Annotated in this window: 10 protein-coding genes; 3 read left to right on the top strand and 7 right to left on the bottom strand. The window is 56.0% G+C overall.

Annotated elements, in window-relative coordinates; translation table 11 throughout:
* Nucleotides 1-74: 74 nt before the first annotated feature.
* Nucleotides 75-4,868: an NAD-glutamate dehydrogenase gene (locus AC6CHM_RS13840; RefSeq protein WP_498173546.1), complete on the top strand. Its 4,794-nt coding sequence runs from the start codon at nucleotides 75-77 to the stop codon at nucleotides 4,866-4,868.
* 237 nt (nucleotides 4,869-5,105) lie between these two features.
* A complete protein-coding gene (locus tag AC6CHM_RS13835; protein WP_498173545.1) occupies nucleotides 5,106-6,467 on the top strand; it encodes an MFS transporter in 1,362 nt (453 codons plus the stop codon).
* Here the strand turns inward: AC6CHM_RS13835 and purH are convergent.
* The 6 genes from purH to htpX form a co-directional block, all read right to left on the bottom strand.
* A complete protein-coding gene (purH, locus tag AC6CHM_RS13830; protein ID WP_307281147.1) occupies nucleotides 6,457-8,073 on the bottom strand; it encodes a bifunctional phosphoribosylaminoimidazolecarboxamide formyltransferase/IMP cyclohydrolase in 1,617 nt (538 codons plus the stop codon). The two genes, AC6CHM_RS13835 and purH, sit on opposite strands and share 11 nt — an antisense overlap.
* An 87-nt stretch (nucleotides 8,074-8,160) precedes the next feature.
* Entirely contained in the window at nucleotides 8,161-9,393 is a 1,233-nt protein-coding gene (locus AC6CHM_RS13825) for an MFS transporter (protein WP_498173544.1), read from the bottom strand.
* A 40-nt stretch (nucleotides 9,394-9,433) separates the two neighbouring features.
* On the bottom strand, nucleotides 9,434-10,489 hold the full coding sequence (locus AC6CHM_RS13820) for an aldo/keto reductase (protein ID WP_498173543.1): 1,056 nt from the start codon (nucleotides 10,487-10,489) through the stop codon (nucleotides 9,434-9,436).
* Between the two features lie 128 nt (nucleotides 10,490-10,617).
* Complete coding sequence (locus AC6CHM_RS13815; protein WP_498173542.1) at nucleotides 10,618-12,327, bottom strand: heparinase II/III family protein; 1,710 nt, start codon at nucleotides 12,325-12,327, stop codon at nucleotides 10,618-10,620.
* 60 nt (nucleotides 12,328-12,387) lie between these two features.
* Nucleotides 12,388-13,761, bottom strand: coding sequence for an RsmB/NOP family class I SAM-dependent RNA methyltransferase (locus AC6CHM_RS13810; RefSeq protein ID WP_498173541.1), 1,374 nt, complete (start codon nucleotides 13,759-13,761; stop codon nucleotides 12,388-12,390).
* Nucleotides 13,758-14,726 carry a zinc metalloprotease HtpX gene (htpX, locus tag AC6CHM_RS13805; protein WP_115054357.1) on the bottom strand — a complete coding sequence of 323 codons (969 nt, stop codon included), beginning with the start codon at nucleotides 14,724-14,726 and terminating at the stop codon, nucleotides 13,758-13,760. The genes AC6CHM_RS13810 and htpX overlap by 4 nt, the downstream gene beginning before the upstream one ends.
* Nucleotides 14,727-14,854: 128 nt before the next feature.
* Between htpX and AC6CHM_RS13800 the strand changes: the two genes are divergently transcribed.
* Nucleotides 14,855-15,100, top strand: coding sequence for a DUF1674 domain-containing protein (locus tag AC6CHM_RS13800; protein ID WP_115054356.1), 246 nt, complete (start codon nucleotides 14,855-14,857; stop codon nucleotides 15,098-15,100).
* 96 nt (nucleotides 15,101-15,196) lie between these two features.
* Here AC6CHM_RS13800 and AC6CHM_RS13795 read toward each other — a convergent pair whose 3' ends face one another.
* A complete protein-coding gene (locus AC6CHM_RS13795) occupies nucleotides 15,197-16,594 on the bottom strand; it encodes an MATE family efflux transporter (protein ID WP_115054355.1) in 1,398 nt (465 codons plus the stop codon).
* Nucleotides 16,595-16,634: the final 40 nt, after the last annotated feature.

The raw sequence follows: 16,634 nt of genomic DNA, 5'->3' as shown, positions 1-16,634 counted from the left end.
CATGCAATTTGAGGTCGAAAAGCCTTATTTAATAGCTATGATTAGCCAGTTTTGAGAATTCAGGGGGGTATTTTATGGTTTCCAGCGAAAATTCCGCGAAGAAATCCGCACCGACGTCGAAAACTGCAAAGTCTGCAAACGCCAAAAACAAGGTCCGGCTCTTCGAGGAACTGCTGTTTGTGCGCGCTCCGGAAGAGGATCTGGCGGTCTATGATGCGGGTGCTCTGACAGCTTCTGCAAAGCTGGCAGAAGATGCGCTGAGGCGCTTCAAGTCGGGCAAACCCCTCATAGATATTTCCGATGGAAGTGCTGTTTCCCGTGATGGCCGCCCGATCACCGTCATCACACTGATCAATGACAATATGCCCTTCCTGCTCGACTCTGTCCTTGGCGAGATCAGCGAGAGGGTCAGCTCTGTTTATCTGGTGCTGCATCCGGTGATGGATGTGGACAAGAAGAGCGGTGCCGTTATCGGTGCCGCTGGTCCCGATAAGCCCGGCAAGGACGAAGCTCGCGTCTCGGTGATGCAGATCCATGTGCCTGCGCTGGACGCTCCAGCGCGTGAGATCATGCTGGCTGCGCTTAATCTTGTGCTCAAGCAGGTCCGGGAAGCGGTCAATGATCGCGGCGCGATGGCGGCTCGTCTTGACGATGCAATCGAGGCTTACAAGACGGGCAAAACGCCGATGAAGAAAGCCGCCTGCGATGAGGCGGTCGAATTTCTCGAATGGTTACGCGACAATAATTTCACCTTTCTGGGTGTCCGCGAATATGATTATCAGGGCGATGGCAGCCAGGGCGAGCTGGAACGTTCGGGCAAGCCTGGCCTTGGCATTTTACGCGATCCGGATGTTCGCGTGCTCAAGCGTGGCAATCAGGGCGTAACCACCACGCCGCAGATCATTGCCTTTCTCACCGGCCCTGAGCCGCTGATTGTCACCAAGGCAAATACGAAGTCGCTGGTGCATCGCCGTGGTTATATGGATTATATTGGCGTCAAAACCTATGATGCGGAAGGCAAGGTCAGCGGCGAGTTGCGCTTTGTCGGCCTGTTTACCTCTGGTGCTTACACCCGCTCCGTGCTGAAAATCCCCTATCTGCGCTCGAAGACCGAAAGCGTTATCAGCCGCCTTGGTTTCAACCGGGAAGATCATTCCGGCAAGCAGCTGATCAAGGTTCTTGAGGGCTATCCACGCGACGATCTTTTCCAGATCGACGTCAAGACACTGACCCGAAATGCCGAGATCATTCTTGCTCTGGGAGAGCGGCCGCGCGTGCGTGTTCTGCCACGCATTGATCCGTTTGGCCGATTCGCCTCGATCATTGTCTATGTCCCCCGTGAACGCTACGATTCTGTTGTCCGCGAAAAGATGGGGTCCTATTTTGCCGCGGTCTATGATGGGCATGTGTCGGCTTATTATCCGGCTTTTCCGGAAGGCAATCTGGCCCGCGTCCACTTTATCATAGGTCATGCGGAAAATGACTTCCCCAAGGTCAAACGCGAGGTGCTGGAAGAAAATGTCCGCGCTATCGTCCGCACCTGGGAGGATGCTGTTGCCGAGGTTGGCGACCGCACTGGCGCGGCGGAATTTACCACTCTGGCTGCGGCCTTCCCTGACAGCTACCGTGAAAACTTTTCACCGGAAGAAGCGCTTGTCGATGCCGGGCGTATTGCCGGGCTGACACGCAACAATCCGCTGTTCGTGGATTTTTATCGCCATCGCACCGATGGTCCGGGCGCCGCTTCCTTGAAGATCTATCATTATGGTTCGGCGGTTGCGCTTTCGCAGCGCGTGCCTCTTCTTGAGAATATGGGCTTTCGCGTCATCAGCGAGCAGACTTTCGCTCTGCCCGCAGCCGATGGCAGCCCGCTCTTTGTCCATGATATGGAACTGACCAGCACATCTGAAATCCCAATCGATCTTGCTGATGATGGGGATCTGTTTGAGGAGGTTTTCCGCAGTATCTGGGATGGTGCCTCGGACAATGACGGCTATAACGCGCTGGCACTCACGGGACAGCTTTCATCGCGCCAGATCATCATCCTGCGTGCCTATGGCCGCTATTTGCAGCAGGCCGGCATTCCCTATTCCCAAGATTTCATTGCAGCAACGCTGAACCGTTATCCGGCTATTGCCAAGCAGATTTTTGGTTTGTTCGACCAACGCTTCAATCCTGCGAAAAACAAGGCCGGAGCAACAAAATCCCAATCGGCGCAGCAAAAGCTTCGTGCTGCTATCGAAGAAGGCTTGCAGGGTGTGCCGAGCCTTGACGATGATCGCATTTTGCGGCGATTCCTCAACCTGATTGAATCGACATTGCGCACCAATGCCTTTGCGCCGGAAGAAAATGGCAGCGAACGCGTCACCCTGGCCTTCAAGCTTGATCCACGGGCTCTGGATGAATTGCCTGCGCCGCGGCCTTATCGCGAGATTTTCGTTTACGGCCCCGAGGTCGAGGGTGTGCACCTGCGCTTTGGCCCGGTTGCTCGTGGCGGTCTGCGCTGGTCGGATCGCGCTCAGGATTATCGCACCGAGGTTCTCGGACTGGTCAAGGCGCAGCAGGTCAAGAATGCCGTCATCGTGCCGGTTGGTGCCAAGGGCGGTTTTTATCCGAAGCGTCTGCCGACAGGAAGCGACCGCAATGCGATCTTCGAAGCAGGGCGCGCGGCCTATATTACCTTCATTTCGACATTGCTTTCCGTGACCGATAATCTGCAGGGCGAAACTGTCGTACCGCCGGAAAATGTCATCCGGCTTGATGGCGATGATCCCTATTTCGTCGTTGCTGCCGATAAGGGCACGGCAACTTTCTCCGATACGGCAAATGCAATCAGTCAAGCCCATGATTTCTGGCTGGACGATGCTTTCGCCTCTGGCGGCTCTGTCGGCTACGATCATAAGAAAATGGGTATTACCGCGCGCGGTGCCTGGGAAGCGGTCAAGCGCCATTTCCGTGAAATCGGCACTGATATCCAGACCACGCCATTCACGGTTGTGGGTGTCGGCGATATGTCGGGCGATGTGTTTGGCAATGGCATGCTGCTGTCGCCACAGACAAAGCTGATTGCCGCCTTCGATCACCGCGATATCTTCATCGATCCGGAACCGAATGTAAAAGCAACGCTGAAGGAGCGGCAGCGCCTGTTTAATCTGCCGCGTTCCAGCTGGCAGGATTTCGACAAGTCGAAGATTTCCGCTGGCGGCGGTGTATTCTCGCGTTCGCAAAAGTCCATTACGCTTTCCAAGGAAGCGGCGAAAGCCATTGGACTTGGCAAGACCACAGCGACACCATTTGAAATCATGACGGCTATCCTTAAAGCGCCGGTTGATTTGCTCTGGTTTGGCGGTATCGGCACCTATGTCCGCTCCTCGCTCGAAACCGATGCGGAAGCTGGCGATCGTTCCAATGATGCCATCCGCATTACCGGCAGCGATGTTCGGGCCAAGGTTATCGGCGAAGGTGCCAATCTCGGCGTTACCCAGAAAGCACGTATCGAGTTTGGCCTTTTGGGCGGCCGCTGCAATTCAGACGCCATCGATAATTCTGCCGGCGTCAATACGTCGGACGTTGAGGTCAATATCAAGATTGCATTGGCGCAGGCCATGCGCAGCGGCAAGCTGAAGCGTGACAAGCGCGATAAGGTGCTGGAATCCATGACCAATGAGGTCGGTTCTCTGGTGCTGCGTAATAATTACCTGCAAACACTCGCGCTTTCGCTGGCACAGCGGCGTGGTATTGTGGATCTTGCCTATCAGGCCCGTTTTATCACCGATCTGGAAGCGCAAAAGCTGCTCAACCGCAAGGTGGAAACCTTGCCGGAAGACAAGGCATTGCAGGAACGCCAGATCGAAGGCATTCCGCTAACCCGCGCCGAGCTTGGCGTGCTGTTGGCTTATGCCAAGATCGTGCTTTCGGACCAGCTTCTGGCCAGCGATCTTCCGGATGATCCCTATTTTGAGCGCGAGCTGATGGAGTATTTCCCCATCCAGATGAAGGAAGGTTTTGCCGACGAAATACGTACGCATCGCCTGCGCCGGGAAATCATTGCAACGCAGCTCGCCAATGATGTGATCAATCGGGGCGGACCGACCTTTGTCAGCCGGCTTTCGGACCTGACCGGCCAATCGGGGCCGGAAATCGTTCGTGCCTATGTCATCGTTCGCGATGGTTTTGAAGTGGACGGCCTGTTCGACGCGATTGATCGCCTGGATAATCTCATGCCGGGCGATGTGCAGAACGGGCTTTACGCCAAGGTTGCGCAGATGTTGAACTGGACGACAGCCTGGGTTTTGCGCAATCGCAAGAGTGCCGACCTTGGAGGCGCTATTGCCGAGATCAAGGCTGGTCGCAATGCGCTGCTGCCGCGGCTCGACAAGCTTCTGCCAGTAACGATGATGGCACTCATTCGCGAAGATACGGCCAATAATGTTGCGCTTGGTGCGCCGCAGGCGCTTGCGGAACAGATGGCGCGTCTGGAAATTGCGCCGATCATCCCGGATATCGCAGCGGTGGCGCAGGCGGCCAATGTCGATATTGCCGCCGCGGCCAAAGCCTATTTCGATATTTCGGAAGCGTTCCGTATTGGCCGCATCGAGGATGCTGCACGCAGCGTATCTGTTGCTGATTATTATGATGGTCTGGCGCTTGCCCGGGCCACAGATCTGATCAGTCAGGCGCGGCGGGGCATTGCGGTGTCAGCACTGACCCAGCATGGCAAGAAGGCCGACCCAGCCAAGGAATGGCTGGCAAGCCGGGGTTCACGTTTGGATGAAGTGCGCCAGCGCATGGCAAATATCGTCGAAACCGGTGATCTTACCGTGTCACGTCTGGCTGTCGCAGCGGGGCTGCTGTCTGATTTGTCGTGATTTGGAGGTGGCTATCTCCCCCTTTGTGGGGGAGAATGTGATTTCCGCATCTTAGCTCTTGCTAAGTGCTAGAAATTACAAGTGAGGGGATTGTGTCCATCGAACTATCCCCTCACTTGGATTTTCCAAGGATTTAACAAAGAGGCTAAATCCAGGAAAATCCTATCTCTCCCGCAAGGGGAGAGATAACCAGTGCCATAGATTTGCGAAGTTGATCTTCCGATCACTGGAGTCTGCATGGAACAAGCACCAAAACGCGGTATCTGGGGTTGGATGTTTTTCGACTGGGCGGCGCAGCCTTTTTTCACAGTTGTAACGACCTTTATCTTCGGGCCTTATTTCGTTTCGCGCATGGCTGTCGATCCTGCAATGGGGCAGGCAGCATGGGGTTATGGCATCGCTATTTCCGGCCTGTTCATCGCCATATTATCGCCGGTCCTCGGTTCAATTGCGGATCAGACCGGACGGCGCAAACCCTGGATCGGCTTTTTCGCTGCCGTTAAAATCCTGTCACTATGCATGCTATGGTTTGCAGAGCCGGGTTCGGGACTGATAGCACCGCTGTTTTTCTTTTCTCTGGCCTCCATTGCCGCCGAATTTTCCATCGTGTTCAACGATTCCATGATGCCGCGCCTGGTGACGCAAAAAGACATTGGCCGTATTTCCAATATTGCCTGGGGTCTTGGCTATCTTGGCGGGATGATTGTGCTGATCTTTGTCGTGGCTTTCATGGCTGCCTCCCCGGAAACGGGAAAGACCCTTCTCGGGGCGAGCCCTATTTTCGGGCTTGATCCAAGTCTTTCCGAAGGGGATCGGGCCACCGGCCCCTTGGCGGCGCTCTGGTATCTGATTTTTATCCTGCCCATGTTTTTCTTTACGCCGGATTCCCTGAAGGGCTTGCCAGCGGGCAGGGCCGTGCGCGCTGGCCTGAGCGAACTGAAATCCACCTTGAAGGAAGCAAGGCAGAGGCCGGGTATCGTGCGCTTTCTCGTCGGGCGCATGATCTATCAGGACGGCGTTAATGCGCTGATTGCCCTTGGCGGGGCCTTCGCTGCAACGATGTTTGGCTGGGTAACAGCGGAGATCGGGATTTTCGGGATTATCCTGAATGTCGTGGCTATTTTCGGCTGCCTTGTCGCCAGCAAGTTTGACACAGTGTTCGGGTCAAAAACCGTGGTCATCGCATCGCTAATCTCGCTTACCATCGCGACGCTTGGGATTGTTTCGACCGGACCCGGCTATACGCTTTTTGGCTTGCTGCAATTGCCTGGTGTTGACACTGGTGGCCTGTTCGGTACGCCAGCGGAAAAAGCCTATATCGGTTTTGGGTTGCTGATAGGCATCGCATTCGGGCCGGTGCAGGCTTCATCGCGCTCCTATATGGCGCGCAGTATTTCCGCTGACGAAGCGGGACGGTATTTCGGCCTTTATGCATTGTCAGGAAGGGCGACAAGCTTTCTAGCGCCCTTCATAGTAGCGACCGTAACGGTTCTCAGCGGATCGCCACGCCTTGGCATGGCGATGATCATGATCTTTTTGCTCATCGGTCTGGCGATCCTTGCAAGAACGCCATATCCAGCCGCAAAGATCAGTGTCTGAAATGGCGCATGCCGGTAAAGACCATGGCGATGCCATGTTCATCTGCAGCGGCGATCACCTCATCATCGCGCATTGAACCGCCGGGCTGAATGACAGCCGTTGCACCAGCCGCGACAGCGGAAAGCAAACCATCGGCAAAGGGGAAGAAAGCGTCTGACGCAACGACTGAGCCTTTTGTAAGTGGCGTTGTATGGCCTGCAGCCTCGGCAGCATCTTCCGCCTTGCGGGCAGCGATGCGGGCGCTGTCCACGCGGCTCATCTGACCGGCGCCGATACCGACCGCTGCACCATCCTTGACATAAACAATTGCGTTGGACTTTACATGTTTGGCGATACGGAAGGCGAGCTTGAGATCGGACATTTCAGCCTCGGTCGGCGCGCGCTTGGTGACGACTTTTAAATCCAAATCGTCAACAACGCCACTGTCGCGGGACTGAACCAGAAGGCCGCCTGCGACCGTCTTTGCACTGATACCGCCAGCGCGCGGATCAGGCAGGCCGCCTGTCACAAGCAGCCGCAGGTTTTTCTTGGCCGCAACAATGCCCTGCGCTTCGGGCGTCGCATCAGGGGCGATAATGACCTCGGTGAATGTCTTGACGATCTCTTCAGCGGCATCCGCATCCAGCGTCTTGTTGAGCGCGACAATGCCGCCAAATGCGGAAACCGGATCGCAGGCGAGGGCCTTCAGATAGGCCTCCTTCAAGGTCGCGCCTTCAGCCACGCCGCATGGATTTGCATGTTTGATGATGGCAACGGCGGATGTACGGGCGGGATCAAACTCGGCAACCAGTTCAAAGGCCGCGTCGGTATCATTGATATTGTTATAGGAGAGCTGCTTGCCCTGTAGCTGGGTGGCCGTGGCGACGCCCGGGCGCTTTTCGCCGGTGAGATAAAAACCAGCCGATTGATGTGGGTTTTCGCCGTAACGCATGACCGAATGGAGATGCCCGCCGATCGCGCGGCGTGATGGTGTTTCCGTCATCAGCGCTTCGGCAAACCAGCCGGAAATGGCTGCATCATAGGTGGCTGTGCGCGCATAGGCCTTGGCAGCAAGGCTCTGGCGGAAAGAATAGGGCAGCGAACCGTCATGCTTGTCCAGCATTGCAATGACCATGTCATAATCGCCGGTTTCGGTAACAACGCCGACATAGGCATGGTTCTTGGCGGCGGCGCGGATCATCGCAGGGCCGCCAATGTCGATATTTTCCACGATATTGGCATAGTCGGCACCGGAGTGGCGGACTTCTTCGAATGGGTAAAGATTGATAATCACGAGATCGATTTCGCCAATGCCGTGGGCCTTCATCGCCTCGACATGCTCGGGATCATCGCGCACCGCAAGCAGGCCGCCATGCACCTTGGGATGCAATGTCTTGACGCGGCCATCCATGATTTCGGGAAAATCAGTAATATCGGAAACATCACGTACCGGAATGCCTTCGGCGGCAATCGCCTTGGATGTGCCGCCAGTCGAGAGGATCTCGACGCCATGACGATGCAGCGCATGAGCCAGCGCAGTCAGGCCTGTCTTGTCGGAAACGGAAATAAGCGCCCGCTTGACCGGATGGAGATTGGGAGCGGGAAAAGATTTCGCGGCGACGGCCATGGATTCGTCCTTAAATTTCGTAGGGGTCAATGGATTGGCTTGGCCGTTAGCACAGGCCGAGCCGGAATCCTACCTTTTTGCACAAGTTCACACGGGTGATTTGGAGGCTTTTTCTGTAGCGAAGGCCCCGAGAACGATAAGCCCCATGATTGCACCGGTCAGGCAGGTTGCCCACCAGCCGCCATAAAAATAGCTGGCGGCGGCAATCGCTGATCCGCTCGAGCCAAGCAGAAAGACGATGGTCATATAGACCGCATTGAGCCGTCCGCGTGCCGCGTCATTCAATGAAAAGATAATGCGCTGACTAAGAATCTGGTTGGTCTGAACTGCACTGTCGATGAAAATCGCGCAAAGTACCAATGCGGCAATTGAGATGGCAGTGCCTGCCCAGCCGGCAATCAAAAACCACAGGGTCAGCGTTACCATCGCGATAGCTGTACCTTGGCGGGTATAGCCACGATCTGCCAGCCTGCCAGCAATGGGCGCGGCAAGAGCACCGGCTGCGCCTGCCAATGCAAACAAAGCAATCTGGCGCTGACTATACCCGAACTGTTCGCTCAGAAGCAGCGGAATGCCAGTCCAGAACAAGTTGAAGCTGGCGAAAATGATCCCTTGGTAAAAGGCGCGCCGCTGCAAGGCTGGTGTCGTGATCAAAAGGTGCCACATGGATTTGATGATCGCACCATAGCGCATTCTACCCTGCGGCTGGCGTTGCGGCAGGGCAATACGCAGGAGCACAAGTACTGCCAGCATTGCGGCTGCCGATATCCAGAAGATGGCGCGCCAGCCAAATTCCGACGCTACCAGATTGGCCAGTGGCCGCGCCAACATGATGCCGGTCAAAAGGCCCGCCATCACGTTGCCGATAGTCCTGCCGCGCGAGGCAGCAGGAACAAGATGGGAGGCAAAGGGCACAAGCACCTGCGCACCACAGGCGAAAAAGCCGATGGCGAAGGATGAAATAAGAAAGGTGGTTGCAGAGCCGGACACTGCAGCGCCTGCAAGACCCAGCGCCGTGCCACCGAGAGTGAGCAGCACGAGACGCCGGTTTTCGAACAGATCCGCGAGCGAGACGAGCAGCAGAAGCCCCGCGCCATAACCGAGCTGGGTTACCGTAACGATGAAGCCCGCCATCCCTCCGTGCAGATTGAGATCGTCGCTGATCAGTCCGATCAGTGCTTGAGCATAGTAGATGTTTCCAACCATCGCCCCGCAGGCGAAGGCAAACAGGAAGGTCAGAGCAGGCGACAAGTCGTTGGGCTCTGCCGCTGCCACTTCCGATTTATCAGATTGATCGGCGGGCTTGTTTGAATAGGCCATTATGTTCTCTCTGCCGGTGGCCTCCCTCCGCCGGACCTTTTTACTTGCTGAGGTAAGGTTCGATGAGGGATAGATCTGCCGCAGAAAGGCGATCAGATGCAGTGCGTGCCTGATGCCAATAAGGATAGATCAATGGTGGCTGGCTTACTCTGTCGAGGTTTGCGCGCTCATCGGCTGTCAACACCAGGTCGGCAGCTTTAAGATTATCTGCGAGCTGCGCGTCCGTTCTTGCGCCGATAATGAGAGATGTCACCCCCTTGCGACCAAGAAGCCATGCGAGTGCTACCTGCGCCGCCGAAACCTTATGGGCTTCAGCAATGCCAATCAGCACTTCAATAATATCATAAAGGCGTTCCTCGTCGCGGATAGGTGGTTCCCCCCAATTGGCAAGCTGACGCGTACCTTCCGGCGTAGGAGTGCCGCGGCGATACTTGCCCGAAAGCAATCCTCCGGCGAGCGGGCTCCAAACGAGTACACCAAGCTGCTGATCGAGTGTGGCTGGGATCAGTTCATATTCTGCGTCTCGCGATTCGAGACTGTAGTGAATTTGCTGACTAACCGGCGCGATGAATTTTTCCAGTGCGGCAACGCCCATCGCCTTCATCAGATGCCACGCAGAGAAGTTTGAGACACCAACATAACGAACCTTGCCCGAACGAACGAGTGTGTCCAGTGCTTCGAGGGTCTCGTCGAGCGGTGTCATACCGTCCCACTGGTGGAGTTGGTAAAGATCAATGTGATCTGTGCCGAGACGCTTCAGGCTCACTTCGGCAGCACGGATAAGATGATAGCGCGACAGGCCCGCATCGTTGATTTCCTCGCCCATGCGGAAACGCGCCTTGGTCGCAACAAGAACCCTATCGCGCTTGCCCTTTAAAGCTTGGCCAAGGATTTCCTCGGATGCACCGTTCGAATAGATATCAGCGGTATCGAACAGATTGATGCCTGCATCAAGGGCCATATCGACCTGTCGCCTTGCACGCTCAATATCCGTGTCGCCGGTTTTGGCAAAATTGCCTTTGCCGCCAAAAGTCATGGTTCCGAGGCTGAGCGAGGATACTTTAAGACCGGAACGGCCAAGCTGACGATACTCCATGATCGGCTCCTGATAATATATCTGAGAATGGGATTGTGCCGGAAAATGCGGCGATGGCGTTAAGTTCCGTATAGCCGATCAGCGGGCATTTGTCGCCTCTTGCTCATACAAGATTCGGTGAATTCGGATCAGCCGTAAACACCGAGGGTCGTGCGGGTAAATTGCCATTCAACTTCCGGGCGATTGGCAGCGTTGACTGAAAGCGTGATCTGCCGGGTTTTCACGGGCCCGCGAAAACCGGCAAAGAACAGCGAATCTTCGACGAAGGGCTGGATTGTCGATGAGAACATCCAGATGTCGTCATTATCGGCTTGCAGCACAATCAGGCCGTGATCATCCACGCTGACATTCACGGATGGATGCAGATGAAAACGGATGACGATTTCTTCTGCTCCGGTATGGCGCAAGGGATTGCGTCCGGCAGCAAAGAAACTGTCGATACCTTCGATCACGCTGCCATTGTGCGACAGAACAATCTGGCGCTCGTGGTAAATGCCAAAGGGTCGAACATAGCCATTGTGATTTGCAACAAAGCCAATCACGCCCGGTTTTTCAATCCGCTCAATATTGACCTTGCTCGGGCCCGCAATGATGGGCGTGCCGATCATCGTCGAAAGGCCGGATGTGTTGCTGAAGCGGCAGGACGATGTGTCGTTGATCGTTGCTGTCGAATGCGCTGCGGTGGAGCGTGCCAAGGGCCGGAACTCCGCCGGTCCGTAACGGTCTACACCGGCATTTACGATATAGCGGCTGCGCCCGGAGGACATTTCAAAGGAAAGGCAACCCGCATGTGCGTCACGTGATGCCGTAACGGGCGGTGCAAGGCCAGTATCGGCAATGATGGTTGTCGAATCCATGGAAAGACGTTCGTAACCGGAATGAGCGGCATGTATAAGCGGGAGGCCGCCAATGTCGTCGTGCCGTAACACGGCGATTACCCGTTCCGGCATGGTCGCGCCAACGCCATTGAAGAGCGCCAGGCTACCATCATGATGACGGAAGAAGCGCAATGCAGGCAGCATGCGCTCGATTGCTTCGATGAGCGCTTTAGGCGGCGCTTCCTGCCCGCTGGCATAGGTTTGGCGCAGGGGCAGCAGATCGGCCAGCAATTCCAGAATCGCCAGCGGATTGCGCGAGATATGGCCGCCATCGGGTAATATCTGCCGAACAAGTTCCAATTCCAGATTGCGGCGAGCCGAGCGGCTGGTGCTTGAAGAGACGGGCAGGGCCAGAGCGGCAAGAGCCAAGGCGATGCGCGCACGCAGCTTTTCTTCGCCATCATCCATAACGGCGGCCATGGTGCGCAGATAACGCACCTGCATGGCAAGTGAGCGCATAAATTGGCGATAGGTGCGAAGTTCTGCACCGGCCAGAATAAGGTTGGAGTGCTGCAGCCAGGCTATGATGCGCTGGGCCGTGACCTCGGGTGCCCAGGCAGGTCCGCTGATTGAGCGGCCATGGGTGGTGATCCAGTCACCGAGAAGCGCGCGGGCATTTGCGGTTGCAAGTTCTGTACCTGCTGCACGCAGATTGCGGAGCCAGCCGAAATTATGCAGCGCAGCTTGCCAGGCGGCATTGGGTGGCTCGACAAGGAAGGGCGAGCGTCCGCCGGTTTCGACCACGCGGCCAGCAAGCGCGAAACGGCCATGGTAAAACTCTTCGGCGAGCTGCGGATCGGCAGGGCGTAAATCTTGCGGTGCTATGAGCACACGCTCGGGCGTAAAGCCGGTAAAACGCCAGCGGTAAAGCGGGCCCATACGCACACGTCTGCGGAAACGGCGCCAAAGCTGCGCTGTTGCAAGTCCCCATAGTTGCGGTGTTTCGCTCAACGCGACCATATTGTTATTGCTTCGAATTTGCCGACAGTCAGCAATTATGCTGCCAGAAGAGTTAAAATTTTAGTATTTTCGGCGAAAACGTGCTGCAAAGAAGCCGTCCATGCCGGAAAGGGCGGGATTTTCGTTGGGCAGGTCCGCTGGCGTCGAGCGGACGAATCCCTCCGCCGTGATCAATTCCGCAAGGCCGCCGACCTCATCTTTCGTTACGGGCACGAGTTCAATGGCGGGGTTCTTTGCAAGAAGATCACGGGAAACAGTTTCACCCTCAAGCGGGTCGAGCGAGCAATTGGAAAACACCACAATCCCGCCCGGACGAACAATGGTCACCGCATGGTCAAGCAGTCTCGCCTGAAGATTGGCAAGCTTGCGCACATCCTCCGGCGTTTTCGTCCAAGGCACATCCGGATGCCTGCGAACTGTGCCTGTCGAAGAGCACGGGGCATCAAGAAGAATGGCGTCGAATGGTTCTGCGGGATTATAAGCAGAAAGATTGGCCTCAACAGTTTCAGCCGCGAGGCCCAAACGCTCAAGATTGCCGCGCAGACGCTTCAGTCGATTGGCAGAAAGGTCCAGTGCGGTAACATTAGCGCCTGCATGGGCCAATTGTGCTGTCTTGCCGCCGGGCGCTGCACAAAGGTCAGCAACGCGTTGGCCTTTAATATCGCCAAAGAGCTTGGCGGGAAGGCTGGCTGCGGTGTCCTGCACCCACCAATCGCCATCCGTAAAACCGGGAAGTTCGGTCAGCGAGCCCTCAACGGTACCAAGCCGCACTGAGCCTGTGGGCAGAGCAATGCCACCTAGCTTTTCCGCCCACTCCGCGGGGTCACCCTTGACCGTCAGATCGATGGGAGGCTCCTTCGCCTGGATGTCGAGAATGGCTTTCGCCTTATCCTTGCCATAGGCGGAAATAAGTGTCTCTTCGAACCATTCTGGCACATTGCTGGCGCCCGCTTTGAATGTATCTTTCTCACGGGACAGGCGGCGCAAAACGGCATTGACCATTGAGGCAAAACGGCGATTGCGCGGATCATTATTCGCAGCGGTCACCGCAAGATCGACGGCAGCGCGATCGGGAATATCCAGATAAAGAATCTGGGCTGCTGCAACGTGGAGCAGCTGTTTCAAGGCCACGGCATTTTCAGGTAATGGCCGGTCGATCATCTGACCGATCGCTGTCTCGATCGTGCCGCGGTTACGCAAGGCAGCACCGAGAATCGCCCGCACAAGCGAACGGTCCCGGTCTTCAAGCTCCATATATTGCGGATGGCCATTATGATTATCGGTCAGCCCGTCCAGCGACGTATGTTTTTCAATCACAGCCCCTAGAAGCCGCGTCGCGCATTGCCGGGCAGCAAGACCCGGACGGTCTTCAGCGTCGATATAATCTTTTGGCTTTTTACCGAATGGCCGTTTCGTACCGTGCTCCACACTCATGCCCATGGGCCTTTACGCCCACCGCCATTGCGGCCCCAGGGCGAAGGGCGGTCGTCCTCCACTTCGTCTTCTGCGGGAGCTTGAACGGGACGTCCCTGCTGCGGCGCCGGTTGAGCCTGGCGAAATTCCTGCACCATGGCTTCCAGCGCTGCAATACGATTTTCCGTGGCCGGATGGGTTGAAAACAGACTATCCGCGCCGCGACCACTCAAGGGATTGATGATGAACAATGGGGCGGAGGCAGGATTGCGCTCAGCATCCTCATTGACGATTTGTTTTGCGCCACGCGCGATCTTGTTCAGCGCAGAAGCAAGCCACAGAGGATTGCCGCAAATCTGCGCTCCGCGCCGGTCGGCCGCGTATTCGCGGGTCCGGCTTATGGCCATCTGAACAATCATTGCAGCAAAGGGCGCAACAATCATGGCGATAATAATACCGATAAACCCGACAGGATTATTGTTCTGGCGGTTGCCGCCAAAGAACATGGCGAAATTGCCAAGCATGGAAATGGCACCAGCCAGCGTAGCCGTGATGGTCATTATCAGTGTGTCGCGATGTTCCACATGGGCCAGTTCATGTGCCATGACCGCTGCGACTTCCTGCGGGGACAGGGCTTGCAGAAGACCGGTACTGGCGGCAACAGCGGCATTTTCAGGATTGCGCCCGGTCGCGAATGCGTTGGGCTGCGCATTCTGGATCAGGTAAACCTTTGGCATGGGCAGATTGGCGTTGGCTGCAAGATCGCGCACGATCCCGTAATATTCGGGCGCATTCGCCTCATCGACCTCGACAGCATGGTGCATCCGCAACACCATCTTGTCGGAATTCCAATAGCTGAAAAGGTTCATGACCGCAGCTACAACAAAGGCGATCATCATGCCGCCGGTTCCTCCGATGAGAAACCCTACGCCCATGAAGAGCGCTGTCATGAAGGCGAGGAGCATGCCTGTGCGCATTACGTTCATGATAGAAGTCTCTCTTCCAGTAACAGCAGGATAGTCAAGGTTATTCCTTTTATTGCGTTTATTCCGCCTATATGATGGGGTTTCGCATCGCAAGCTTCAATGATCAGTATATTCGGAATGAGTATAACATGACCCCGTCCAATTTTGGTGAACAGTCATCCACGCCGCCGCAGGCCGATAATGACGACCAGCGCCCGCGTCCAAGTTTTGACCAATTGCCACCGGCAGCGCAACGGGCATTAAAGGAAGCTGAAGCGCGGCATGCGGCGGAAAAAGCTGCATCTGATCAGCCCCGCGAAATCGGCGGACGAGGTGGTAAGGACCCCGCCCGATTTGGCGATTGGGAGATCAAAGGCCGGACAATCGATTTTTAGATCGCCGGGCGCCCTCACGGGCGCAAGATGGCGATCTATCCTTTTGTTTTAGCATCGGATTACTCGAAAACCGGGATTCCAGTTTTCGGTCCGATGCTAGCGGATAATCTCGATCCCGAGCTTCTCTCGTCTTAGCCAGCGACCCAGCAGCAGCACAGAAGCGGCAGCCAAGCCGCTCAAAAGGCCTAGCCAGATTCCAACGCCCTGCATGCCTAGCCAGAAGGCAAAGGCTACGGATAGGGGCAGGCCAATCCCCCAATAGGCAATCGCGGCATAGACCATCGGAATAGTCGTATCATGCAGACCGCGCAACATGCCGCTGGCAACCGCCTGCGCGCCATCGAAAATCTGGAACAGGGCGGCCAGAGCCAGAAATGATATGGCCAAACCAATCACTTCGGCATTTGCCGGATTATGAATATCGATGAAGGCGCGGATGAGTTGTAAAGGTGCCAGTATCATCAACAGGGCGGTAAGCGCCATGAAACCTGTACCGGCAGTGAAGGCGACCCAGCCGGCTCTTTTAATTCCGTCGGAATCCTGCGCGCCATAGGCACGGCCGACCCGCACGGTGGCCGCTTGCCCAAAGCCAAGCGGGACCATGAAACTTATGGATGCGATCTGAATGGCGATGGCATGCGCAGCAAGGGAGCTTGGCCCGATAATGCCCATGAGGAAAGCGGCAGCATTGAAGATTGTAACTTCAAAGCTCAGGATCGCAGCAATCGGCAGGCCCAATCGCATCAATTGCGCATAACGCGGCCAGTCGGCGCGCCAAAAGCGACCAAAAAGCCGATAGCGCCGGAACCGCCGATCAAGCGAAATAACGGCCACAAGGCCGGAAAACATCAGGACCGAGGAGAGAGCAGTCGCTATTCCTGAACCGATAATGCCCATCTTGGGAAATCCGAAATGGCCGAAAATTAGGGCATAGTTTGCCACCGCGTTAAAACCAACGGCCAGGAAGGCGATGACCAACGCCCAGCCGGGACGCTCCAATGCGGCCATGAATGAGCGCAAGACGATATAGAAATAGAATGGCAGCACGGCCCATTGCAGCGCCCGAACATAAGTGCCGGCTTCCTGAGCCAAATCGGCATCCTGTCCCATTGCCAGAAGAATGGGTGTTGCGTTCCACAGAACAAGCCAGATCGGTATGGAAATGGTGACGCCGATCCACAAACCCTGCCGTACGGTGCGACGGATTTCCCGCACCGTAAACCGGTTACGCCCAAGCTCGCGTGCGATCATTGGCGTTGTTGCCGTCATGAGGCCCAGACCGAAAATCATCGGCACGTAATAGAGATTTGTACCAAGAGCACCTGCAGCCAGCGCATGCGGACCCAGCCAGCCTAGCATCATCACGTCGGTGGCGGTCATCGCGACCTGCGCGACATTGGTCAGGATGATGGGCCAACTCAAGGTGAGCATCGCCACAATTTCATCACGCCATGCATGCTGCGGCACGGCTTCTTGAGTTGTAACCACCGACATTGTTCAGTCTTTCAAAAGGGAATGCCTTTTTAAAAGGCGA

This window comes from Phyllobacterium sp. GQ127 (genome assembly GCF_059758635.1).
Note: the sequence above shows the minus strand (reverse complement) of the source record. Positions and strands in the feature narration are given on the sequence as shown.

Bases quoted from the DNA above. Each gene is read 5' to 3' on its own strand.
- AC6CHM_RS13840 (WP_498173546.1), top strand. From the start codon at position 75: ATGGTTTCCAGCGAAAATTCCGCGAAGAAATCCGCACCGACGTCGAAA.
- AC6CHM_RS13835 (WP_498173545.1), top strand. From the start codon at position 5,106: ATGGAACAAGCACCAAAACGCGGTATCTGGGGTTGGATGTTTTTCGAC.
- purH (WP_307281147.1), bottom strand. From the start codon at position 8,073: ATGGCCGTCGCCGCGAAATCTTTTCCCGCTCCCAATCTCCATCCGGTC.
- AC6CHM_RS13825 (WP_498173544.1), bottom strand. From the start codon at position 9,393: ATGGCCTATTCAAACAAGCCCGCCGATCAATCTGATAAATCGGAAGTG.
- AC6CHM_RS13820 (WP_498173543.1), bottom strand. From the start codon at position 10,489: ATGGAGTATCGTCAGCTTGGCCGTTCCGGTCTTAAAGTATCCTCGCTC.
- AC6CHM_RS13815 (WP_498173542.1), bottom strand. From the start codon at position 12,327: ATGGTCGCGTTGAGCGAAACACCGCAACTATGGGGACTTGCAACAGCG.
- AC6CHM_RS13810 (WP_498173541.1), bottom strand. From the start codon at position 13,761: ATGAGTGTGGAGCACGGTACGAAACGGCCATTCGGTAAAAAGCCAAAA.
- htpX (WP_115054357.1), bottom strand. From the start codon at position 14,726: ATGAACGTAATGCGCACAGGCATGCTCCTCGCCTTCATGACAGCGCTC.
- AC6CHM_RS13800 (WP_115054356.1), top strand. From the start codon at position 14,855: ATGACCCCGTCCAATTTTGGTGAACAGTCATCCACGCCGCCGCAGGCC.
- AC6CHM_RS13795 (WP_115054355.1), bottom strand. From the start codon at position 16,594: ATGTCGGTGGTTACAACTCAAGAAGCCGTGCCGCAGCATGCATGGCGT.